This window comes from Campylobacter showae (genome assembly GCF_900573985.1).
Taxonomy (GTDB): domain Bacteria; phylum Campylobacterota; class Campylobacteria; order Campylobacterales; family Campylobacteraceae; genus Campylobacter_A; species Campylobacter_A showae_E.
On the sequence record NZ_UWOK01000001.1, the window covers coordinates 539,018 to 560,595 of the forward strand.

The window sequence follows — 21,578 nt, forward strand, 5'->3', positions numbered from 1 at the left end:
CGCTTTTATTAAGCAAAGACTATGTAATACTCGTGTTGTAAAACGAAATTTGTCGCCCGCCGAAATTTTAAAATTTAGCGGGCGGAAGCGGATTTACGGGCGCGCGAGAAATCGCAAGAAATTCCGCGCGCCGTTTTATGCGTCGTTCGCGCGCCTGCAAAGATTGCCCGAGCGACGGTTATTCGCCCAGGAAGTATTTCATATCCGCCTGCGCGTCGCCGCTGATTAGGCGAAGGCCGAAATTTTGCACCAAAAAGCCCAAAATTTCGTCGTTGAAAAACTCAGGTACCGTAGGGCCCACGTTGATATTTTTAACGCCCAGACTAAACAGCGCAAGCAGGATGATGACCGCCTTTTGCTCCATCCACATCAGCACGATCGAGACCGGCAGATCGTTTACCGCGATGCCCGTAGCCTCGCTAAGCGCCAGAGCGATCTTGACCGCGCCGTTGCTGTCGTTGCACTGACCTAGATCGATATAGCGCGGAAGCTCGGTGCCGGGGACGGTTCCAAAATCCACGTCGTTGAAGCGGAATTTGCCGCAGCTGGAGGTCAAAATCACGCAGTCTTTCGGCAGGCTAAGCGCTAGCTCGCGGTAATACTCGCGTCCTTTGCCCGGCGCGTCGCAGCCTGCGATGACGAAAAAGCGGCGGATTTTGCCCGATTTGATCGCGTCTAAAATTTGCGGCGCGAGGCTTAAAATCGTCTTGTAGTGTCCGCCCGTCACCAAGCTCTCGTCGCTGTCCATGCTCACGTCGCCGCACGCAAGCGCGCACTCGATGAGCGGCGTAAAATCGTCGTTTTGGATATGTTTGATGCCGTCGGTGCCCGCGATAGAGTAGCCAAACAGCCTGTCTGCGTAGCTACAGGACGAGCGAAGCGGCACGATGCAGTTAGTAGTCATCAAAATAGCGCCCTTAAATTCGTTAAAAAGCTTGGTCTGATCGAACCACGCCTTGCCGACGTTGCCCTTTAGGTGCGGATATTTGCGAAGCTGCGGATAGCCGTGCGCAGGAAGCATCTCGGAGTGGGTGTAGATATTGATGCCTTTGCCCTCGGTTGCTTTTAGCAGCGCCTCAAGAGCGTGCAGGTTGTGACCGCTAACCAAAATCGCCTTGCCCTCGACCTTGTTTTGGCTAACTTTAACCGGGGTCGGTACGCCGAATTTTGCGGTATGAGCCTCGCTTAAGATATCCATCATCTGTACGCCCGCGCTTCCGACGGCCATCAGCTGCGCGATATGCTCGTCGAAGTTAAAATTTGAGTTCGTCAGCGTAAAATACAGCGTATCCGCCATCACGGTATCGACCGCACTGGTATCGGCGCCGAGCTCGTGCGCGTGGTGGCGGTAGGCGCTAAGGCCTTTAAGTCCGAAAACCATAGTGTCCTGAAGTAATGCTAGCGTCGAGGTTTTACCGCAGGTGCCGCGGTCTTGTCCCTTGGCGCCGCAGCCCTCTGGCGCGCTCATTTGGCACTGATGACAGAACATCTCTTGATTGTAACTCATAAAAAATCCTTTATAAAAAATTAGTTACAGATTTTAAGATTTTATTTATAATAACGACTTGATCGCCGTCAAGAAACGGCTAAATTTTATCAAATTTATTTACAAAATGAGAATTTAAATTTTCGCAACAGCGCGGTCGCTACTCAAATTTGACTAAGTTTTAATTCTTAACTAAAGCTCGGCGGATTAGTGCGTTATGGAGTTAAGGCTCACTGCTGCTCAAAACAATCTAGCTAAAGATTTAAGCGGCCGCAGAGGGCAAAGAGAGCAAGTCTCTTGCCGCGCTTAAAAAAAGCGAATTTAGGTATAATAACGGCAAATATATAAAAGAATTTCATTATATTTTACTAAAACCAGCAAAGCGGTTTTATGGGCGGTAAGATAGAGTCGCAGGCAAGATCGCCCCAGGTTGCGCTAAGTCTAATCATTTGGAGTATCATGAGCGTTTGCGAGTTAAAATTCCGAGCTTTAAACCCGCTTCGTTCGCAGGCAATTGTCGCCGTAAATCCGTGCTACTCGTTAAAATTTGACGCACCGATAGGGCAAATTTAACAAAAAGGACGAAATATGAAAGAGTTTTTAGCGGCCGCACTTGATTTTATCCTTTGCCGCATCACGATATTTATCACTGGCGTACGGCCGCCGCAGGAGCTTTTAAACATCGGCGACGGCACTAAAATTTACTATGCAAATCACGCTAGCCACGGCGATTTTTTGCTGATTTTCGTCTCGCTGCCTTACCGCGTGAGAAAGCGCGTGCGTCCCGTTGCGGCGGCGGAGTATTGGCAGGGCGGGCCCGTGCGCAGGTTTCTTGCTAAAAACGTGTTTAATATGGTTCTAATCAGCCGTCACAAGGAGCCGCTGGAGGCGCTAGCGCAAATGAGCGAGGCGCTGCAGACCCACTCTCTCATTATCTTTCCCGAAGGCACGCGCAAGACGGACGACGACCTCGCGCTGCAGCCGTTTAAAAGCGGGATATTTCGCCTGGCGCAGCAGTGTCCCGCCGTCTCGTTCGTGCCCGTATGGATCAAAAATGCGAGAAACGTCCTGCCCAAGGGCTTTTTCGTGCCTATTCCGCTGCTTTGCGAGCTGATAGTTGGCGAGGAGATAACCTACGGCGGCGAGGGCAAGGGCGAGTTTTTACAAAAGGCGCAGGACGCGCTGCTAGCGATGAGCGATACGCAAAATGATAGAACGAAAGCTTAGCGAGGCGGCTTTGGCCAGAGCAGTAAATTTAAGCCCCGTAAATCCGCCACGCAAGACGGGAAAATTTGCGACCGATTTTTACGGCAAATTTGACGGCGAGTCTTTGAGAGCGGCGGCTAAAAGCGTCAAATTTAAAAACAAAACCCAGGCTAAAACGCTCGCCTCGCCGCAAATCAAATTTGACCCAAGTGCGAGCCCAAGGCGCGAGCTTTTATCGCTAACAAATTTAACCGATCAAACCGCCCGCAGAGCAAACCAAATGCGCGTAAATTTGACTCGTTCGGCGGCATGCGAAACAGACGTCAAATTTAGCTTTAAATTTAACCAAAAGGCACTAAAATGAACCCGCAAAATCATATATTAAATCTATTTTTAGGACTCATCGCGGTGCTAGTCGTCTCTAGCGCCGTTGCCTTTATCCTAAAGGCGAAATTCGGCGCCGAGAACAAAACCATTGCAAATTTGACCTCGCGCATAAACGCCTGGTGGGCGATGATTTTGGTGATTTTTGCGTTTACGTATATGGGCAAAAACGCCGTGATATTTTTGTTTTTGCTTATCTCTTTTGCCGCTTTGCGCGAGTTTTTGTCGCTCATCTACATCCGCAGGGGCGATCATATCGCGCTCGTGGCGTGCTTTTACGTGATTTTGCCCGCGCAGTATATTTTTATTTATGCCGATTGGTACGCGATGGCGATGATATTTATCCCGGTTTACGGATTTTTGTTTTTACCGATTTTGGCGGCTATTTGCGGCGATGCGGCATATTTTTTGGAGCGTTCGACGAAGATCCAGTGGGCGCTGATGATCTGCGTGTTTTGTATCTCGCACATTCCCGCGCTTCTTTTGCTGGATCTTAAGCAAGGCAGCGGCATGGAGCTGATGCTGTTTTTGATCCTGGTCGTGCAGTCTAGCGACGTGCTGCAGTACGTCTGGGGCAAGCTTTTTGGCAAACGCAAGATCGCGCCTAGCATCAGTCCGTCTAAGACCGTGGTCGGCTTTGCGGGAGGGGTTCTTAGCGCTAGCGCGCTGGCCGCGTGTCTGCATCATCTCACGCCTTTTGGCGCGGTGGGGGCGTTTTTCATCGGGCTTGCCGTTTGCATGATGGGCTTTTTAGGAGGGCTCGTTATGTCTGCGATCAAGCGCGATCTTGGCGTCAAAGACTGGGGCTACATGATCAGCGGCCACGGCGGGATGCTTGACCGCATGGACTCGCTGTGCTTTGCGGCGCCGATATTTTTTCACATAGTTAGATATTTTTACGCGTGAGGTTTTGATGAAAATTTGGAGCAAAATTTTACTTTTAGCGCTCGCGGCAAATTTAGCCTTTGCGTTTTCGGCTGGGAAGCTAGTACAAGACGCTAGAGCGCAGGTCGGGCAGACGCTGTTTTACGATCCTTCGTACGAGAGGCTAGCCTATCCGATGGGCGACGTGGATATGATAAAAGGCGTTTGCACCGACGTCGTCGTTAGGGCGCTGCGCGGGCAGGACATCGATCTGCAGCGGCTCATCCACGAGGATATGAGCGCAAATTTTAGCGCCTATCCAAAAAACTGGGGCGCGAAAAAGACCGACAAAAACATCGATCATCGCCGAGTGCCAAATATCGCCACCTATCTAAAACGCAAAGGCTACGAGGCGAAGGGCGAGTTTAAAGCGGGCGATATCGTGACGTGGCGGCTGGATAACGGCAGGCCTCATATCGGCATAGTTTCGGATAAATTTGCCGGCGACAAAACCCCGCTCGTGATCCACAATATCGGGCTTGGCGCGCAGGAAGAGGACGTGCTAAATGTTTACGAGATAACGGGGCATTTTAGGATAAAATAAGCGTAAAAACCGATAAATTTAAGCAAGAAAGGCGAAAAATGGAGTTTAAAGAGAGCTATTTTATAACGAGCGACGGGGCGAGGATATTTTACAGATACCGCTTGGCTGCGGACGTGGCGTGCGAAAATCCGGGCGCAAGCGAAGTAAATTTGTGCGAGGACGATAAATTTGACGGATCAAATTTGGGCGCCGAGGCCGCAAACGAAACGTTAAATTTGACTAGCGAGCAAGCGCGCGGCGCGGATGAAAATGCGGAGCTAGGCTCAAGCGGCGAAGGCAAATTTGAGGGACCAGATTTACCAAACGGCAGCGAAAACTCGGACTCAAATTTAAACGAAACTAGCAAATGCGGCACGTCAAATTTGAGCGAAAACGCCGAGCAAAATCTCAAATTTAAAGCCGCGCCGAATGCCAAAGCCGTAGCGATATTTCACCGCGGACACGAGCACTCGGGCAGGACGACGCACGTGGCGGACGGCTTGGCGGATGAGAGTTTTAGCTATTTTGCGTGGGATCAGCGCGGACACGGCAAAAGCGAGGGCGAGCGGGGCGACGCGCCGAGTATCGGTCGTCTCATCGCCGACGTGGACGAGTTTGTGGCACACATCGAGCAGAGATTTGGCTTTGATACGCAAAATCTAGCCGTGATAGCTCAAAGCGTGGGCGCCGTGCTGGTCTCTGCGTGGCTGCACGACTACGCTCCGCGCGTTCGCTGCGCGGTGCTGGCAAGTCCCGCGTTTAGCGTGAAGCTTTACGTACCGTTTGCTAGAGCCGGGCTAAAGGCTCTCTACTCCTCGCGCGGAAATTTTTTCGTAAACAGCTACGTCAAGGCGCACTATCTCACGCACGACAAACAGCGCCAGGCTAGCTACGACGCCGACTCGCTCATCACTCGCGCGATCTCAGTGCGCATACTGCTGGGACTTTACGAAGCGGCGCAGCGCGTGGTTTCGGACGCCGCCGCGATCACGACGCCTACGCTACTGCTGATCTCGGGCGATGATTGGGTCGTGGAGCACGCCCCGCAGTACGAGTTTTACAACGCTCTTGGCGCGCGCGTAAAGAGGCGCGAGGTTTTAGATGGATTTTACCACGATACGCTGGGCGAGAGCGAGCGGGAGAGGGCGTTTGAGATAGTGCGCGAGTTCGTCGGCGAGAGGTTTAGCGCGCCTTTTAGCGAGGTGGACTGCACGCATGCGGACGAATACGGATTTAGCCGCGAGGAGGCCGATAGGCTGGCTACGCCGCTGCCGAGATTTAGCCCGAAAAATTTACAGTTTAAATTTCAGCGGGTATTTATGCAGGCGGTTTCGCCGTGGGTCGGCGGGCTAAAGATCGGCGAAAATACGGGCTACGATAGCGGCAGTACGCTTGACTACGTTTACCGAAACGAGCCGCAAGGGGCGAATAAATTTTTTAAATTTATCGACAAATTTTACCTAAACGCTATCGGCTGGCGCGGCATCAGGGAGCGCAAGCGAAATATCAAACTAGCCATCGATCAGGCCGTAGCAAAGCTGCAGGAGCGAGGCGAGCCGCTACGACTGCTAGACATCGCCTCGGGGCACGGCAGATACATACTAGACGCCGCGCAAGGGCATAAATTTGAGCGCATAACGCTACGCGACTACAGCGACATAAACGTAAAAGCCGGCAGCGAAATGATAAAAGAGCGCGGGCTGCAGGACGTCGCGAGCTTTACGCAGGCAAACGCGTTCGAAGCCGCTAGCTACGAGGGTTTGCAGGGCACATATACGCTAGGCGTCGTATCGGGGCTGTTTGAGCTCTTTCCGGATAACTCGGTCGTGCGCACTGCGCTACAAGGCTTTGCAAGCAGCGTAAGAAGCGGTGGCTACCTCATCTACACCAACCAGCCGTGGCACCCGCAGCTCGAGATGATCGCGCGCGCTCTATCGAGCCACAGGCAGGGCGCTGCGTGGATCATGCGCCGCCGCAGCCAGGCCGAGATGGATCAGCTCGTGGCAAAGGCGGGATTTAAAAAAGTAAAAGAGTGGATAGATGGGGATGGGATATTTAGCGTTAGCTTGGCTGTTAAAATTTAGCGGCTTGTCTCGCGAGCGCTTTTAAATGATTTCGTAAATTTCGCCCTGCGACAGACTATATGTCTAGTCTTGGGACGAAATTTACTTCAAAACATTTAAAATCATCTCGCGATACTTCGCCTTATCGTTTTACGTTCAAATTTGCAAATTTGAGTCGCCGAGACCTGTGCCCTGAAAACACTAAATTTAAATTTGCGACGCTTTGCGTCAGCAAAGCTATGTCGCCACCTTAAAAGCGTCGTAGGGGGAGGGGGATTAAGGGGGTGGGGAGCGACTTCGCCATTCAAGCCCCCACCCCCTTTACAATAAAGTAAAAAACAACCTCAAACGGTTGTTTTTTACTCAAAGAACTTAATTTGCAATGCCAAATTTAGCATTTTCAAGGTGCGAGTCTCGGCGAGTAAAATTTGCAGTTAAATTTTACGTTTTTACGTCAAGCGGGCGATCTTGGAACTGATTAAGCCGTAAAAGTGCAAATCCGCTAAAATTTGATAGAATTAGCAAAAAAGGCAAAAATGAAAACGAAATTGTTTTTATCGCAGTTGGCTGCGCTCGTCGTAGTTGCCGCGATATTTTACGCTAGCTACGGCGCTACAAATGCCCTCGCGAGCGCTCGCGCAAACGTACCCGAGATCTATTTTGCATGGGAGCGCGCGGTGCCGTTTTGGGCGTGGAGCATTGTGCCGTATTGGTCGCTAAATTTGCTCTACGCGCTTGGATTTTTCCTCTGCCGCGACAGCCGTGAGCTCGCGCGTTACGTCACGCAGCTGCTCGCCGCGCAGATTATCGCGACGCTATTTTTTATCGTTTTTCCTTTGCAAATGTCGTGGGAAAAGCCCGCAGTTTCAGGCTTTAGCGGCTTTTTGTTCTCTAGCCTCGCCGCCTTTGACCTCCCGTTTAATCAAGCCCCGTCGCTACACATCATACTTTGCGTCGTGGTGGGCGCATTTTACCTTCGCAAGGCGCGCACAGTTTGGCTTAAGGCGGCGCTTGTAGCGTGGTTCGCGCTCATCGGTCTTAGCGTGCTGACCACGTATCAGCACCATTTTATCGACATTCCGACGGGGTTGGCCGCTGGCTGTTTTGTGCTGCTCGTTCGTCCGATGGATGGCAAGCCGCTTAGGTTTGCCATGGCCGCAGAGATTGCGCGCTACAAATGGGCGGCGCTATATCTGGGGCTTGCATTTCTGACGCTTTTTATGGCGATTTTTGGGGCTAAAATTTGGAGCTCGTGGGCGCTGTGGCTATCTTGGGCGAGCCTTAGTTTCGCGCTAGTCGCCTGCTGTTACGCGTTTTTGGGCGCGGGTGTTTTTGCTAAAAACGGGCAAGGACGTCACGCCGCTACGGCTAAAGCTTTACTCTTCCCGTATCTTTGCGTCGCGCGGTTAAATGCTCTTTTTTGGCTACGTGGACGACGGCTTTCAGACGAGATTTTGCCAGGACTTTATCTGGGCTCGGTTAAGCAGGCGGGCAAATTTGACGCGATTCTAGATCTCGCGGCCGAGTTTGAGGGGCCCGGCGGCGCGCAAATTTACGCAAGCCTACCTATGCTAGATATGATAACGCCGAGCGCAGACGAGTTAAAACTAGGCGCAGACGAGCTTGAGCGACTCGTGAAAATGGCTTTTAGCGCCGAAGCAAACGGCTACGCGAACGAGCGAAATTTGAAATTTGACAAGCAAACAGACGCGCGGGCAAATTTGCAAACGCGCGGCGCGGCAAACGAAAGTAAGATCGCCGAGGCGGGACAAATTTTCGCTAACTCAAACGAACGAGCCGCCGAGAACGGCAAAAAGGTGCTGGTCTGCTGCGCGCTGGGCTACGGTAGGAGCGCGTCGGTGCTGCTTGCTTGGATGGTGATTTACGCGGGGCTAGGATTTGACGAGGCGCTAAATTTACTAAAATCTCACCGCGAAAAGATCGCCGTCGCTAGCTCGCTACGGGAGCGGATAATGCAGCTAGCCGCAGAAGCCCGCGAATTCGAAAGCGGATTAAAGACGGCTAAATTCGCAAAAGCAAGTGCGGCAAATTTAAGCGCGAAATAGGCGCATGCTAAATTTGATCAAGTCCGGTTTAAGGGATCAAATTTAAAAAATCTGCAAGCTAGAAACAAGCGGCATTGCAAAATTCTCGGTGAAAACGAACGGGAATTTAACCAAAGGCAAACGCCCAAAATGAGGAGGGAAAATGACGAATGCGGAGCAAAACGAAAAAGCGGCGCAAGACGGGGAGCGCGAATGCCGCCAAAGGACGGACGATAGAGTCTTAGCGCTGGTTGCGGCTAGATTTTTAGCGACGCATAGGCTATTTTTCTTGTTAAATTTACTTCAGCTAGCTGTCTGCCTTCGCATTTTTGCAAATTTTGCCGTTATTGCGGGCTTTTTGGCGGCTTTTGCGGCTCTATTTTATCTGCACGTTAGGCTGCATTTTGATGCGCTTATATTTAAGGATTTTGCGGATGAGGGGCTGAGGCAGGGCGAATTTGACGCGGCGCTTTTAGAGCTAAATTTAACTAGCAAGCCGCCAAAAATCCGTGATATGAAAAGTCGCTGCGCCGGAGCTTTGCGGCTGTATAAACTAACCGCCGCGCTTACTATCCTCGTTGCTGCCGCAGCTTTGGCGGGTTATTATCTGGGCTAGAGTTTGGGAGCCAAATTTGAGCTTAAAATTTGACTTCCGCGATCGTATGATTTTATGGTTTGAAAGATAAATTTAGGCGCAAACGGTTAAATTTGCGCCCGTAGGTTTATTTGATATTTTCTAGCGTGCTGCAGCTCTGAGCCGAGCCTAGATCGCAACCTTTTTTGAAGTAAATTTTAGCCTTTTCAAGATCTTTTTCGACTCCGCTTTGGGCTGGTGGCATGTAGTATGTGTAGCCCGCAAACAAACATGACTCGACCAGGCCGTGCTCGCAGCCCTTGTCAAAATACTCCGTGGCTTTAGCGAACTGCTTTTCTTGGTAGTACGCAGAGCCCGCGTACTCGCATCCTAGCGCGATATTTGCTTCGCAGGCTTTTGCGGCGTTGTCTGTATTTTCCTGAGGCTTCGTGCTCTTTTTTCGTAAAGGCTAGGAGATAGTACTCGTACGCTTTTGCTTCGTCTTTTTTGCCGTAGGCGTCGTCTTGGTAGATTTCGCCTAGCTTCGCGCATCCGTCAAATCTTTCGCCTTGGCAAATTTCGCTTAGGATTTCGACGGCTTTGTCTATATTTTTCTCTACGCCTTTGCCGTCTCTATAGCCCATCGCTACAAATTTACAACCGTCGTCGTAGCCGCTACTGCAAAGTTTTGAAAATATCTCAAAGCCTTTTTTAGGATCGTGCTCGGCGCCGTTTTTGCCCTCGGTGTACGAGTAGCCCGTCCATAGGCAACCTAAATTTGAGCCTAGATCGCAAGCTTTTTGGTAGTATTTGACGTCTTGTTTTTCATAAGCGTAGTCTATGCAGGCCGCCGCATCGTTGTTTTTGCAGCCTTTTTAGGCGCTTACGGCGGTTTTATCTTTTACTTTGTCGCAGCAGTCGCTTCTCTTGCCGAACGATATCTCGCAACACTTTTCATAGGCCTGCTTTGCGCGTCCGGAGTCTTTTTTGACGTCAGAACCCTTGCCAAACTCATAAAGCTGCCCGAGCTCCTTGCAAGAAGAATCGACCTTTTCCGTATAGCAACCTAGCTTAAAGTAGTTCTCCGCGTCCTTCCACTGGCCTTTGGATTTTGCCGCTAGTCCGTTGTTGTGATTTGGCCCGGCCTGTGCTACCGACAGGCAACAAAATGCTAAAAACATGGCTAAAGCTAGCTTTTTCATAAGACCCTCCTTGCGAGTAATCTTATGCATTATAGCCTCTTTGCTATGTTTTAACCTAAATCACGACCACTTCGGTTTTTAGCTCGACGCCAAACTGCTCCAAAACGCGCTCGCGGGCTAAATTTATGAGTCCGGTCACGTCCGCAAAGCTCGCGGCGTTAAAATTTATGATGAAATTTGCGTGCTGCTGGCTAAATTTAGCCCCGCCTATCGCGTAGCCTTTTAGCCCTGCCGCTTCGATTAGCCTGCCCGCGTAGTCGCCGGGCGGATTAACAAAACAGCTGCCAAAGCTAGCGCCCTTTGGTTGATTTGCGCGCTTAGCGGCAAAATCGGCGGCGAGCGCTGCGTCAAATTCGCGCAAAATTTTAAACTCGGCGCCGAAAATCGGCTCATCTATCCCGCTTTTTCGGTAGCTAAAGCTTATCCTCTCGCGCTCTACCCAGCCGCGTCCTAGCCGCACGGCTAGCAGGCTATTGCTGATACTAACGCCGCAAAGCCCTGCGTTCATTTTTATTAGTCCGCCAAGCGTACCAGGTATATTTTGCAAAAACTCAAATCCGCCGATACCCTGCTTTTTGGCGAAGTTGTAAATTTTGCCCGACTTCGTCGCAGCACCGATACTAAGCACGTCGCCGTTTAAGTTTATATAATCAAACGCGCCGCCTAGCATCATCATCGGGGGCGGGTTTGGCGAGACTAGTAGGTTGTTCGCGCCGCCTATCATCACGCGCCCGGCAAATTCCGGTTTTAGAGCGTCCTCAATGCTTTCTAGCACCGCCACCTCGTGCACGCCGCCCACTCGCACCGAGCTAAATTTGGAAAAATCTATAAGCTGCGTCATTGCACGAAATTTGGGATAAACTCTATCATGCGCGTAGTAAAATCGACCATCATCGAGACCATCCACGGCATCAAAAATATAATCACGACGACGACTAAAATGATCTTTGGCACGAAGCTTAGCGTCATCTCATTTATCTGCGTCGTAGCCTGAAATATACTGATGATAAGGCCCGCCGATAGGCCAGCAAGCAACATCGGAAAGCTCAGATATAGCGCGATCTTGAATGTTTCGATACCGAGTTCTATGAGTGTTGATTGCATCAGCTAAACCTTATATCGTTGTACTCGGTCGGCACGAGATAGTTTTCGGCCTTGATCGGTAGTGGGTAAAATCCGCGCTCATAACCAAGCGCAAAGAGCCTATCTACCGCCTTTAGCTGCGTTTCGTTCATAGATACGGAGCTATCGTTTGCGTAGAGATTTAGGTAGGTTTTTAGCTTTTCTTTATCGACGCGGATGAGATTTCGCTCGAGAAGCATGTTCGACAAAAAGGGCTTATGCGCGGTGGCGATACGTACGCCCTCCGTTAGCACGCGCTCGCACTCGACGGCGTCCGTTATCGGCAGGCTGCGGCGAACCGCCATGCCTCCTAGCGGCAGCGGTAGATTTTCGCCAGCTAGCTCGCTCCAGATATCCCAGATCTCGCGCTCCACGCAAAGCTCGTCCGAAAAATCCAAAATACTTTCGTGTATCAGCACGCCCGCATCCACCTCGCCGCTTAAGACCGCGCCTTCGATCTCAAGAAAATTTTTATAAATCACGCGCGCCTGCGGGTATGCCATGCGAAAAAGCAGGGCATTGGTCGTGTGTTTGCCGCTGAGCGCGACTTTGAAATTTCGCTTTAAAACCGCGCCTTTTTTCTTAACGAGCTTTGGTCCGTAGCCCTCGCCAAAGCTCACCGCCGTGCGCAAAAGCGCGTACTCCTCGCAGATGAGCGGATACAGCGCGAAGCTAATCGCCGTGGCCTCATAGGTGCCCTTTAGCGCCTCGTCGTTTAGCGTCTGGATGTCAAGCGCCGTGGCGCTAAATTTTAGATTTTTGGAGCTTACCCAGCCAAAATCAATCGCCTTATACATAAAAATATCGTCGGCGTCGGGCGAGTGAGCGACGTTTATATGCTTAAAAATCTTCAAATTTTATCCTTTTTGCTCCGCTTTAAATTTCGCGCGCGGCTAGATTGCAAAATTATAGTAAATTTTTGCTACAATCGCCATAAAAATGCGGAATTTATAAAGAAAAATATGGAAAATCAGGCGTATTTAAAAGAGCAAATTTTAACTTATCTTGGCAACAAACGCTCGCTTTTAGGCTTCATCGAACAAGGCGTAAATATCGCAAAAGAGGCGCTTGACAAAGAAAAACTAAGCTGCTGCGACCTTTTTAGCGGCAGCGGCATCGTGTCGCGGTTTTTAAAATCCCACGCAAATTTCATCGTCGCAAACGACCTGGAGCTTTATAGCCTCGTCACAAACGAGTGCTATCTCGCAAACGCGGACGCGAAATTTAAAAAGGAGCTTGATTTTTGGCATGAAAAACTAACGCGCCAAATCGGCGCAAATTTGCGTGAGGGCTTTATCTGCGAGCTTTACGCACCAAAAGACGAGGCAAATATTTCGCCTGCTGACCGCGTCTTTTACACGAGAAAAAACGCCGCCTACATAGACACCGCGCGCCGGATGATAGATGCGCTCGTGCCGCAGGAGCTGCGCGTTTTTTTCGTCGCTCCGCTGCTGTATTCGGCTAGCGTGCACGCTAACACCAGCGGCATTTTCAAGGGGTTTCATAAAAACAAGGACGGCCTTGGGCAGTTTGGCGGACGCGGCAAGCACGCGCTATCTCGCATCACGGCAGACATCGGCCTGCTTAAGCCCGTTTTTTCAAATTTTAACGTCGAATTTGAAGTGCAAAGACGAGGCGCCGAGGGGCTTGCCGCCGAGCTTCCGCCGCTTGATCTGGTCTATCTTGATCCGCCTTATAACCAGCACCCCTACGGCTCGAACTACTTTATGCTAAATTTGATCGCTAGCTACGAGCGCCCGAGCGAAATATCGCGGGTTTCTGGTATCGCTCGGGGCTGGAACCGCTCGGTGTTTAATCAAAAATCAGCCGCCGCGCCGGCATTTTTCGAGTTAATCTCAAAGCTAAAAGCTAAATTCGTACTCATCTCGTTTAACTCCGAGGGCTTCATCGCGCGCGAGGAATTTAGCCAAAATTTAGCAAGGCTTGGCGAAGTGCAAATTTTGGAGCAAAAATACAACGCCTTTCGCGGTAGTAGAAATCTAGCCAGCCGTCCGACGCACGTTAACGAGCTGCTTTACGTTTTAAAAAAGGCGTAAATTTAGTCTAAATTTGACCGCGCCCAAACCCGTCTCAAATTTGCGCGAATAATCAAAAATTCATCTCAAATTTGATAAAATCAGCCCGATTATTTTAAATTTAAGGAAGCCGATGGCAAAAGAAAAAGAAGAGAAAAAGATAGTCCCGCCGACAAACGATTCGGACAAGAAAAAGGCTTTAGACGCGGCTTTAAAGCAGATAGATAAAGCATTTGGCAAGGGTACGCTGATCCGCCTGGGCGATAAGCAAGTAGAGGCCATAGACAGCATCTCGACGGGTTCGCTAGGACTTGACCTAGCCCTTGGTATCGGCGGTATCCCAAAGGGTCGTATCATCGAGGTTTACGGACCTGAGAGCTCGGGCAAAACGACTCTAACCCTACACATCATCGCCGAAGCGCAAAAAGCGGGAGCCACGTGCGCCTTTATCGACGCCGAGCACGCGCTAGACGTGAAATACGCGGCAAATTTGGGCGTAGATACCGAAAATCTCTACGTCAGCCAGCCCGATTTTGGCGAGCAGGCGCTTGAGATCGTAGAAAACCTCGCTAGAAGCGGCGCGGTCGAGCTTATCGTAGTCGATAGCGTCGCGGCTCTAACGCCAAAAAGCGAGATCGAGGGAGATATGGGCGATCAGCACGTAGGTCTGCAAGCTCGTCTAATGAGCCAGGCGCTACGCAAACTCGCGGGCGTCGTACACAAGATGAACACGACCGTGATATTTATCAACCAAATTCGTATGAAAATCGGCGCTATGGGTTACGGTACGCCTGAGACCACTACGGGCGGTAACGCGCTTAAATTTTACGCATCCGTGCGCCTAGACGTGCGAAAAATCGCCACGCTAAAACAAAACGAAGAGCCTATCGGCAACCGCACGAAGGTAAAAGTCGTGAAAAACAAGGTCGCACCTCCGTTTAAAACGGCGGAATTCGACATAATGTTCGGCGAGGGTATCAGCCGCGACGGCGAGATCATCGACTACGGCGTGAAGCTTGATATCATCGATAAAAGCGGCGCATGGTTTAGCTACAAAGCCGCTAAAATCGGCCAAGGCCGCGAAAACGCAAAAGCCTATCTCAAAGAGCACCCCGAGATATCAGACGAGATCGTAGCTACGATAAAAAGCTCGATCGGCCTAGATAAGCTAATAAGCGGCGCGGGCGGCAAAGATAGCGACGACGAAAGCGAAAGCATAGAAGAAAATACGGAGGAATAAAATAATGGTATTTATAGAAGACGTAACTGCGATAGAGGTGCTAGATAGCCGCGGCAACCCGACCGTGAAGGCGACCGTAGCTCTAAGCGACGGCACCGTAGCAAGCGCAATAGTCCCAAGCGGCGCAAGCACGGGCAAACGCGAGGCGCTAGAGCTTCGCGATAAAGACGAAAGATACTGCGGCAAGGGCGTGCTAAAGGCGGTAGAAAACGTAAATTCGCAGATCGCGGAGGCCGTGATCGGGCTGGATGTGTTTGATCAAAAGGCGCTTGATGACGAGATGAGAGAGCTTGACGGCACCGATAACTACTCAAATTTAGGCGCAAATGCGGTGCTTGGCGTATCTATGGCGGTAGCGCGCGCGGCGGCAAAGAGCCTTGACGTGCCTTTGTACCGCTATCTAGGCGGCGCAAACGCTAGCGTACTGCCGGTGCCGATGTTTAATATCATTAACGGCGGCGCGCACGCGAACAACAGCGTGGATTTTCAAGAATTTATGATTATGCCGTTTGGATTTGATAAATTTAGCGACGCGCTGAGAGCGGCGACTGAAATTTACCACACGCTAAAAGGCCTTCTAAACGCGGCCGGTCACAGCACGGCTGTGGGCGACGAGGGCGGATTTGCGCCGAATTTAAACGATAACGAAGAGCCGATCAAACTAATCATGCAAGCCATCGAAAAAGCAGGCTACAAAGCTGGCGAGCAGATCAAACTAGCTCTTGACGTCGCAGCTAGCGAGCTGTACGAAAACGGTAAATATAAGCTAGAGGGCAAGGAATTTAGCAGCGAAGAGCTGATAGAGAGATACGCGCAGCTTTGCGAGAAGTATCCGATATTTTCGATCGAAGACGGCCTAAGCGAGGACGACTGGGCGGGCTGGGCGAAGCTAACTAGCAAGCTTGGCGCTAAAGTGCAGCTTGTCGGCGACGATCTATTTGTAACGAACGAGAAAATTTTGCGCGAAGGCATCGCCAAAGGCGTAGGCAACGCGATCCTAATCAAACCAAATCAAATCGGTACCGTCAGCCAAACTATGCAGACGATCCGCCTAGCACAGCGCAAAGGCTACCGTTGCGTGATGAGCCACAGAAGCGGCGAGAGCGAAGATAGCTTTATCGCGGACTTCGCCGTCGCGATGAATACGGGCCAAATTAAAACGGGCGCGACCTCAAGAAGCGAACGCAACGCAAAATACAACCGCCTGCTTGAGATTGAGCGCGAGACGGACGAGTTTTTGGGAAATCAAATTTGAGCGAAGTCCTAGACGAATACGTCGAGAAAAAGCCTTTTGATTTCAGGCTTTTTCTCAGATTTACGCTTATAGCGTTTTGCGTGATATGTTTTGGTATCTACGTGGGCAACATAATCTTTGGCAAGCGCTCGCTAGACGTGATGCTAAGCCTGCAAGAGCAAAAAACGCAGCTAGAACGCGACGTCGAAACGCTAAAAAAACAAAACGCCCAGCTGCAAAAGGCGTATTTCGAGCTAAAAGAGCTTGAGCCTAGCAGCGGCGGGTAAATTTAGCTTTATAAATTTAAAAACGGGGGAGTTATGAAAATCGGTAAAATTTGGCTTTTGGCGCTGGCCTGCGGGCTGGCTTTTGGCAGAGAAAATCCTTTTGCGCCCTCGGGCGATGTAAACGCGAGCATGGCTAGCAGCAACGTCGTGGAAAATTTGCCGCCTTTTGAGAAGCAAAATTTCAAATTTCCCGCCGACGCTAGAAACTTCATCTCCGTCACGCTAAAATACAAAAGCCTCGACGGCAGCATCAAGGAAAAAACCGTCGACATAAACAAAAGCATCTCGTGGCAGGATGAGTTTTTGCTAAGCAAGATCGCAGTACCAGTCGTCGTAGAAAAGCCCGACGTCTCGGTCACTAAAGAGGAGCCAAAAGCCGCCGCGATAGACGTCGCGCCAAAGCCTACCGAGCGCAACATGACCGTGCAGGAGCCGCTAAAAGACGTCGTCATAAAGCCGCTTGAAAAGCCGCAACCGCAAAAGCAGATCGTCTATAAGCAGACGAAATTTGAGATCTATCCGATGCAGATCAAGATCCTCACGACCGACGAGAAGCTAAAGGACTACTCGATCGACAAAGGCACCAAGGTCGTGATAGACTTCGCCTCGCAAACGGACGTAAACACGAGAAAAGACGAGCTTGACTGCGGCGCGTTTAAAACGGCGCTTTTTGGCTCGCACGGTAAATTTTACCGCGTAGTTTTTGATCTCGACGGCAGTTATAAGCACGAGATCGAAAAGACGCAGGACGGGTATCTGCTAAAGCTATCTAGATAAATTTGATTTTTACGCGCCGAGCTTTCGGCGTGTAAATTTGCACCGATAATTTCTCGCGGCAAGGACTAAATTTGAGCCTTCGCCGCGTTTTTAAATTTGGCTTTAAAATTTAGCCGAATTTGCCTTGATTTATTTTCCCTGCTTTTTCAGATTTTGCCCCCAATTTCACTCAAATTTAACTGCCCTTTGGCTAAGATTTCGCGAATTTGACTTAAGGGATAAATTTGAACAAACTCACACTTAGCCTCGCCGCTCTTTGCCTCATCGTTTTCGTAAATTTTATTTACGAAAAACTATCCGGCCCTACTCGCTTTGTAGTCACTGCTGATACTAAAATAATCCCGGGTTCCGAGCTAAGCAAATACGTAACGCAAGAGGAGATAGACGACTTTGCTTTTAGATATTGGGATATAGATAAGCAGATAAAAGATGGCGCATTTGTGGAAAATTTCCGCAAGCTTTTAAAATCAAAGCAAACGGATCAAATTTTAAAATTTATGCAAGATAATAACATTAGCATAGACTCCCCCGTCATAGACGGCGTTACTCCTTTGATGTACGCTAGCTTTTACGACGACGAAGTCACGGCAAAAAGACTTATAGATATGGGCGCAAACGCTCATGCGAAAGATAATTACAAACTCTCGCCCCTGGCCTACGCCATAGAAAACAACTCTACAAAGACCGCTAAGCTCTTGCTTGATAGCGGGGTTAAATTTGATGAAGTAAAGGCGGTGCAGTGGTATAGAAAAACTCCTTTTTACTACAATATCGAAAAACTTATCATAGACGGAGACGACGTAAAGATAATATTTGAAGACAACTATCAAGTTAACAAGGAATCCAAAGACGCAAATAACCCCATGAGGTATATAGTATGGCATAACTATGTCGAAATGGCCGATATAGTCCTTGCTAGCGGGTATAGACCAAAACTTCGAAATAGACCCTCCTCGTTTCCCGGCCTAAGAGACGATAGTTCGCCTTTCATATACTCATATTATGCCGTGCTAGATACCATCCCAAACTACGAACCTATGCTAAATTTACTCCTAGACAACAACGTTTCTGGGCAACCTACGAAAGAGGAACTAAAGAAGGCATATGAGGAGTGCTATAAAGAAAATCAGATAGAGAAAAATTTCTATAAATACTACGAATATAATAAAAAAAGATTAGATGAAATTACAATAAGTCAAGGCGAAACTCCTACAAAAGTAAATCCCGTATTTTTTAACTTTAGGAAAAAACTAAGAATTAATCATTATGAAAAATATTGTCCAGACGAAAATTCTACTTTTACGATTAGAGAATTTATCGACTGGGCAAATGATAATAAAAAAATGAGTTCTATATCAAGTTTTACAAGTAGTTTTGAAAACGACCCAACCAAGGTAATTTACATAGATAGCAACAGAAGCAAATCAGACTCAAACTCAAATTTACAAAGCAAATAGATAAAAGGAGATAAAATGTCAGGGGAAAAATTTAATAGAGCGGAGCTTGCCTAAAGCGGCGGAGGTTGCTACCGGTGCGGTAGCGGCTTAGGCGCGGCGGGTTGCCGGCAAATTTGGCTTAACGGCCTAAGTTTTAGCCTTGCAACAAGGCGCGGCTAAATCCGCAAACGCCGCAACCGATCTAAAATTTACGATCTGTGCTCAGCCAGGGCTAAATCGTTTAGACTCGTCCGCGCGTAAATTTACCCCGCCTTTTAACTTTGCTCGGCACAAATTTTGGTTTATTTATCCGCGCTTTTGCTAGCTTTTTTGGTTTCTAAAAACTCCTCGTAGCGGCGGTCGATGATAGCCTTGATCTCGGCGTAATTTTGCGGCGAGTTTTCTATGTAAAAATAGGCGTTGTCGAAGTTTTTATCGCCGAATTTTCGCGCGACGAAATCGTCGTAATCTTGCAAATACCAGCCGTGCGTTTTGGCAAATTTCGTGCGGTCCGTGGTGTAGTATGCCTTCGCAAAGGCCTTGCCTGCGGTGTTTAGCTCGTCGCTGCTCAGCACGCCGTCCATGGCGCCCAAAAAATACCGGCGGTAATCAAAACTATCGTCCATCCGCGCTATATCGTCCGCGAAATCCGCCGCAAACTCCTTGGAATAAAGCTTGCGCTCCATGCACCAGCGGAAGAAAAACGCGACATGCGTCGCGCCGTTTTCCTGCGGGATGTCAGTCGGCGCAGTTTCCGCGCCCCAGTGCCATTTTGCCTTGTCGTAGGTTACGTAAGCCATTTCGTCCTCCTTTAAATCGGCGTATTTTACTAAATTTAGCTTTGCTTTAGCGCAAATTCGCGCCCGCCGCGGGCAAATTTAGCGCTTGATTATCACAACTTAAAAGGATATAATGCCGCCTCTATTTCAAAGGAGAAAAAATGAGCGAGAAAAATTTACAAATTTTAGGCTGGATAGGCACGTGCCTGTCGGTCATTATGTATATTTCCTACATCCCGCAGATAATGGGCAATCTTGAGGGCAACAAGACGCCTTTTATCCAGCCTCTAGCCGCAGCGATAAACTGTACGATCTGGACTAGCTACGGCTTGCTAAAAGCTAAAAAAGACTATCCGCTAGCGGCTGCAAATTTACCCGGCATCATCTTTGGACTTTTGGCGACGATAACGGCGTTTTAAAGGATAAAAACCGCTAAATTTATCGATACGGCGAAGTTAAATTTGGTATTTTTGACGCGAGTTTCGGTAGCTCAAATTTGTAAATTTAACTCGAAATTTTACGCACCGAGACCCTGCGTTGTTTGGTGGCGTCTAGCTTTTATGTTAAGGGGGAAGGGGCTTAAATTACGAAGTCGCTCCCTTCCCCCTTAACGATCCCCCAACCCCTACGACGTGAGAGGTTGCTGCACTTCGTGCAGGTTTATTTGGCGCTGTCTCGTCGCACGTTTTAAATTTACGACAGAGTTAAATTTAGCGTCGTCAAGTTGCGTGTCTCGGTGGATAAAATTTTGAGGCTGAATTTTCAAATTTGATTAAATTTAAGTTTTTAAATTTGAACGTAAAACGACAAGGCGAAGTATCGCGAGATGGATTTAAGGGTTGCGACGTAAAAATTTAGCGAAGATAAGACACGTAGTCTATCGAGCTAAATTTTTACTAGCTCCTTTAAAGACGCTCGTGAGACAAGCCGCCAAATTTTAAAGATCGCGAGGATCGGCGATCTTGCCTGCGACGGCACTCGCCGCAGCTACGGCCGAGTTCGCCAGATACACCTCGCTCGTGCGATCTCCCATGCGGCCGACGAAGTTTCTATTTGTCGTACTCACGCAGCGTTCTCCAACGCCCAAAATCCCCATATATCCGCCCAGGCACGCGCCGCAGGTCGGGTTTGAGACGACCGCGCCAGCCTCGGCAAATATATCCATCAGCCCCTCTTTTTGCGCTTGCAGGGCGATCTTTTGCGTCGCAGGCGTGATGATGAGGCGGGTTTTGCGAGCTACTTTGCGGCCTTCTAGGATTTCAGCCGCGATGCGCAGGTCGCTTAGCCTGCCGTTCGTGCAGCTACCGATAAAGGCCTGATCGATAGCGATATTGTCTCTGACGGCCTCGCGCACGCTCTTGCCGTTGCTAGGTAGAAATGGATAGGCGATCACGGGATCGAGCTTGCTAACGTCGATTTCTAAAATTTGCTCGTAGCTCGCGCCATCGTCGGAGTAGTGCAGCTTCGGCTCGGCGCGTAAATTTTTACCTTTTAAAAACTCTTTCGTAGTTTCATCGACCGCGATGATGCCGCTTTTGCCGCCGGCCTCGATCGCCATGTTACACATCGAAAAACGCCCGTCCATATCGAGGCTATCTATCGTTTCACCCGTAAATTCCAGCGCCTTATACAGCGCGCCGTCCACGCCGATACGGCGGATGATTTCTAGGATGAGGTCCTTGCCGTAGACGTGGCGGTCTAGCTTGCCGCGAAAGATCACTTTGATAGTCGGCGGTACTTTAAACCAGTTTTTGCCCGTTATCATCGCGTAGGCTAGGTCCGTGCTGCCCATGCCCGTGGCAAAGGCTCCCAGCGCGCCGTGCGTACAGGTGTGGCTATCGGCGCCGATGATGACGTCGCCAGGCACCACGAGGCCTTTTTCAGGAAGTAGCGCGTGCTCGATGCCCATGTCCTTTTCGTCGAAATAGTTTTTCAAATCGTGCTTATACGCAAAATCGCGGCTGATTTTAGCTTGGTTGGCGCTTAGGATGTCTTTTGCCGGGATGTAGTGGTCCATCACGACGCTAAAGCCGTCTGGGTTAGCTAGCCTTGTCGCGCCGCTTCGCTCAAACTGCTTGATGGAGATAGGAGTCGTGATGTCGTTGCCGATGACCATGTCGATGTCGCTCTCGATGATCTCGCCCGCGAAAACCTCGCGCCCTACGTGCTCGCTGAAAATCTTTTCGGTGATGGTCTGCTTTGAGTTTTGCATAAATTTCCTTTTTTGCGGATGTCGCGCGTTTTTAAAATTTAGCGATTT

24 protein-coding genes are annotated in these 21,578 nt (G+C 49.6%); 15 read left to right on the plus strand and 9 right to left on the minus strand.

Annotated elements, in window-relative coordinates; genetic code table 11:
- Positions 1–178: 178 nt before the first annotated feature.
- Positions 179–1,507: a hydroxylamine reductase gene (gene hcp / locus EE116_RS02835; RefSeq protein ID WP_122873141.1), complete on the minus strand. Its 1,329-nt coding sequence runs from the start codon at positions 1,505–1,507 to the stop codon at positions 179–181.
- Between the two features lie 369 nt (positions 1,508–1,876).
- On the opposite strand from hcp, the gene EE116_RS02840 reads away from it, so the two are divergent.
- The 8 genes from EE116_RS02840 (at position 1,877) to EE116_RS02875 (ending at position 9,247) form a co-directional block, all read left to right on the plus strand.
- Entirely contained in the window at positions 1,877–2,059 is a 183-nt protein-coding gene (locus tag EE116_RS02840; RefSeq protein WP_122873142.1) for a hypothetical protein, read from the plus strand.
- Between the two features lie 15 nt (positions 2,060–2,074).
- Positions 2,075–2,713, plus strand: a complete 639-nt coding sequence (locus EE116_RS02845; RefSeq protein ID WP_122873143.1) for a lysophospholipid acyltransferase family protein — start codon at positions 2,075–2,077, stop codon at positions 2,711–2,713.
- Positions 2,694–3,056 (plus strand): hypothetical protein, encoded by a 363-nt coding sequence (locus EE116_RS02850; protein ID WP_122873144.1) that lies wholly within the window; start codon positions 2,694–2,696, stop codon positions 3,054–3,056. Before EE116_RS02845 ends, EE116_RS02850 begins: the two co-directional genes overlap by 20 nt.
- Entirely contained in the window at positions 3,053–3,982 is a 930-nt protein-coding gene (locus EE116_RS02855; protein WP_122873145.1) for a phosphatidate cytidylyltransferase, read from the plus strand. Before EE116_RS02850 ends, EE116_RS02855 begins: the two co-directional genes overlap by 4 nt.
- Positions 3,983–3,989: 7 nt before the next feature.
- The gene (locus tag EE116_RS02860) at positions 3,990–4,544 is read left to right on the plus strand and encodes a DUF1287 domain-containing protein (RefSeq protein WP_122873146.1); all 555 of its coding nucleotides are present in this window, start codon (positions 3,990–3,992) and stop codon (positions 4,542–4,544) included.
- Positions 4,545–4,582: 38 nt separating this feature from the next.
- A complete protein-coding gene (locus EE116_RS02865; RefSeq protein WP_206159232.1) occupies positions 4,583–6,607 on the plus strand; it encodes a bifunctional alpha/beta hydrolase/class I SAM-dependent methyltransferase in 2,025 nt (674 codons plus the stop codon).
- A gap of 515 nt (positions 6,608–7,122) precedes the next feature.
- A complete protein-coding gene (locus EE116_RS02870; protein WP_232037836.1) occupies positions 7,123–8,652 on the plus strand; it encodes a phosphatase PAP2/dual specificity phosphatase family protein in 1,530 nt (509 codons plus the stop codon).
- Positions 8,653–8,794: 142 nt separating this feature from the next.
- Entirely contained in the window at positions 8,795–9,247 is a 453-nt protein-coding gene (locus EE116_RS02875; RefSeq protein WP_122862400.1) for a hypothetical protein, read from the plus strand.
- Positions 9,248–9,353: 106 nt separating this feature from the next.
- Here the strand turns inward: EE116_RS02875 and EE116_RS12420 are convergent, their stop codons facing one another.
- The 6 genes from EE116_RS12420 to EE116_RS02905 all read right to left on the minus strand — a co-directional run bounded on the left by EE116_RS12420 (position 9,354) and on the right by EE116_RS02905 (position 12,377).
- Complete coding sequence (locus EE116_RS12420) at positions 9,354–9,494, minus strand: hypothetical protein (protein ID WP_163026449.1); 141 nt, start codon at positions 9,492–9,494, stop codon at positions 9,354–9,356.
- A 52-nt stretch (positions 9,495–9,546) separates the two neighbouring features.
- On the minus strand, positions 9,547–9,849 hold the full coding sequence (locus EE116_RS02880; protein WP_122862401.1) for an SEL1-like repeat protein: 303 nt from the start codon (positions 9,847–9,849) through the stop codon (positions 9,547–9,549).
- Between the two features lie 231 nt (positions 9,850–10,080).
- Positions 10,081–10,407, minus strand: coding sequence for a hypothetical protein (locus tag EE116_RS02890; RefSeq protein ID WP_122862402.1), 327 nt, complete (start codon positions 10,405–10,407; stop codon positions 10,081–10,083).
- Positions 10,408–10,462: 55 nt separating this feature from the next.
- A complete protein-coding gene (locus tag EE116_RS02895; RefSeq protein WP_122862403.1) occupies positions 10,463–11,248 on the minus strand; it encodes a UDP-N-acetylmuramate dehydrogenase in 786 nt (261 codons plus the stop codon).
- A complete protein-coding gene (gene fliQ, locus EE116_RS02900; RefSeq protein WP_232037885.1) occupies positions 11,245–11,514 on the minus strand; it encodes a flagellar biosynthesis protein FliQ in 270 nt (89 codons plus the stop codon). The genes EE116_RS02895 and fliQ overlap by 4 nt, the downstream gene beginning before the upstream one ends.
- Positions 11,511–12,377 carry a menaquinone biosynthesis family protein gene (locus EE116_RS02905; protein WP_206159257.1) on the minus strand — a complete coding sequence of 289 codons (867 nt, stop codon included), beginning with the start codon at positions 12,375–12,377 and terminating at the stop codon, positions 11,511–11,513. The genes fliQ and EE116_RS02905 overlap by 4 nt, the downstream gene beginning before the upstream one ends.
- Positions 12,378–12,491: 114 nt before the next feature.
- On the opposite strand from EE116_RS02905, the gene EE116_RS02910 reads away from it, so the two are divergent.
- The 6 genes from EE116_RS02910 (at position 12,492) to EE116_RS02935 (ending at position 18,560) form a co-directional block, all read left to right on the plus strand.
- Positions 12,492–13,586: a DNA adenine methylase gene (locus EE116_RS02910; RefSeq protein ID WP_122874427.1), complete on the plus strand. Its 1,095-nt coding sequence runs from the start codon at positions 12,492–12,494 to the stop codon at positions 13,584–13,586.
- A gap of 112 nt (positions 13,587–13,698) precedes the next feature.
- Positions 13,699–14,805, plus strand: coding sequence for a recombinase RecA (recA, locus tag EE116_RS02915; RefSeq protein WP_122862405.1), 1,107 nt, complete (start codon positions 13,699–13,701; stop codon positions 14,803–14,805).
- Positions 14,806–14,809: 4 nt separating this feature from the next.
- On the plus strand, positions 14,810–16,060 hold the full coding sequence (gene eno / locus EE116_RS02920) for a phosphopyruvate hydratase (RefSeq protein ID WP_122862406.1): 1,251 nt from the start codon (positions 14,810–14,812) through the stop codon (positions 16,058–16,060).
- The gene (locus tag EE116_RS02925) at positions 16,057–16,326 is read left to right on the plus strand and encodes an FtsB family cell division protein (RefSeq protein ID WP_002953583.1); all 270 of its coding nucleotides are present in this window, start codon (positions 16,057–16,059) and stop codon (positions 16,324–16,326) included. Before eno ends, EE116_RS02925 begins: the two co-directional genes overlap by 4 nt.
- Positions 16,327–16,359: 33 nt before the next feature.
- Positions 16,360–17,103 carry an AMIN domain-containing protein gene (locus tag EE116_RS02930; protein ID WP_122873148.1) on the plus strand — a complete coding sequence of 248 codons (744 nt, stop codon included), beginning with the start codon at positions 16,360–16,362 and terminating at the stop codon, positions 17,101–17,103.
- A 224-nt stretch (positions 17,104–17,327) separates the two neighbouring features.
- Positions 17,328–18,560 (plus strand): ankyrin repeat domain-containing protein, encoded by a 1,233-nt coding sequence (locus EE116_RS02935; RefSeq protein ID WP_122873149.1) that lies wholly within the window; start codon positions 17,328–17,330, stop codon positions 18,558–18,560.
- A gap of 281 nt (positions 18,561–18,841) precedes the next feature.
- On the opposite strand, the gene EE116_RS02940 is transcribed toward EE116_RS02935, so the two are convergent.
- Positions 18,842–19,339 carry a DUF7832 domain-containing protein gene (locus EE116_RS02940; protein ID WP_122873150.1) on the minus strand — a complete coding sequence of 166 codons (498 nt, stop codon included), beginning with the start codon at positions 19,337–19,339 and terminating at the stop codon, positions 18,842–18,844.
- 140 nt (positions 19,340–19,479) lie between these two features.
- Between EE116_RS02940 and EE116_RS02945 the strand changes: the two genes are divergently transcribed.
- Positions 19,480–19,737 (plus strand): SemiSWEET family transporter, encoded by a 258-nt coding sequence (locus tag EE116_RS02945; RefSeq protein WP_034964861.1) that lies wholly within the window; start codon positions 19,480–19,482, stop codon positions 19,735–19,737.
- A gap of 518 nt (positions 19,738–20,255) precedes the next feature.
- Here the strand turns inward: EE116_RS02945 and leuC are convergent.
- Positions 20,256–21,530 carry a 3-isopropylmalate dehydratase large subunit gene (gene leuC, locus EE116_RS02950; protein ID WP_122873151.1) on the minus strand — a complete coding sequence of 425 codons (1,275 nt, stop codon included), beginning with the start codon at positions 21,528–21,530 and terminating at the stop codon, positions 20,256–20,258.
- Positions 21,531–21,578 lie beyond the last annotated feature (48 nt).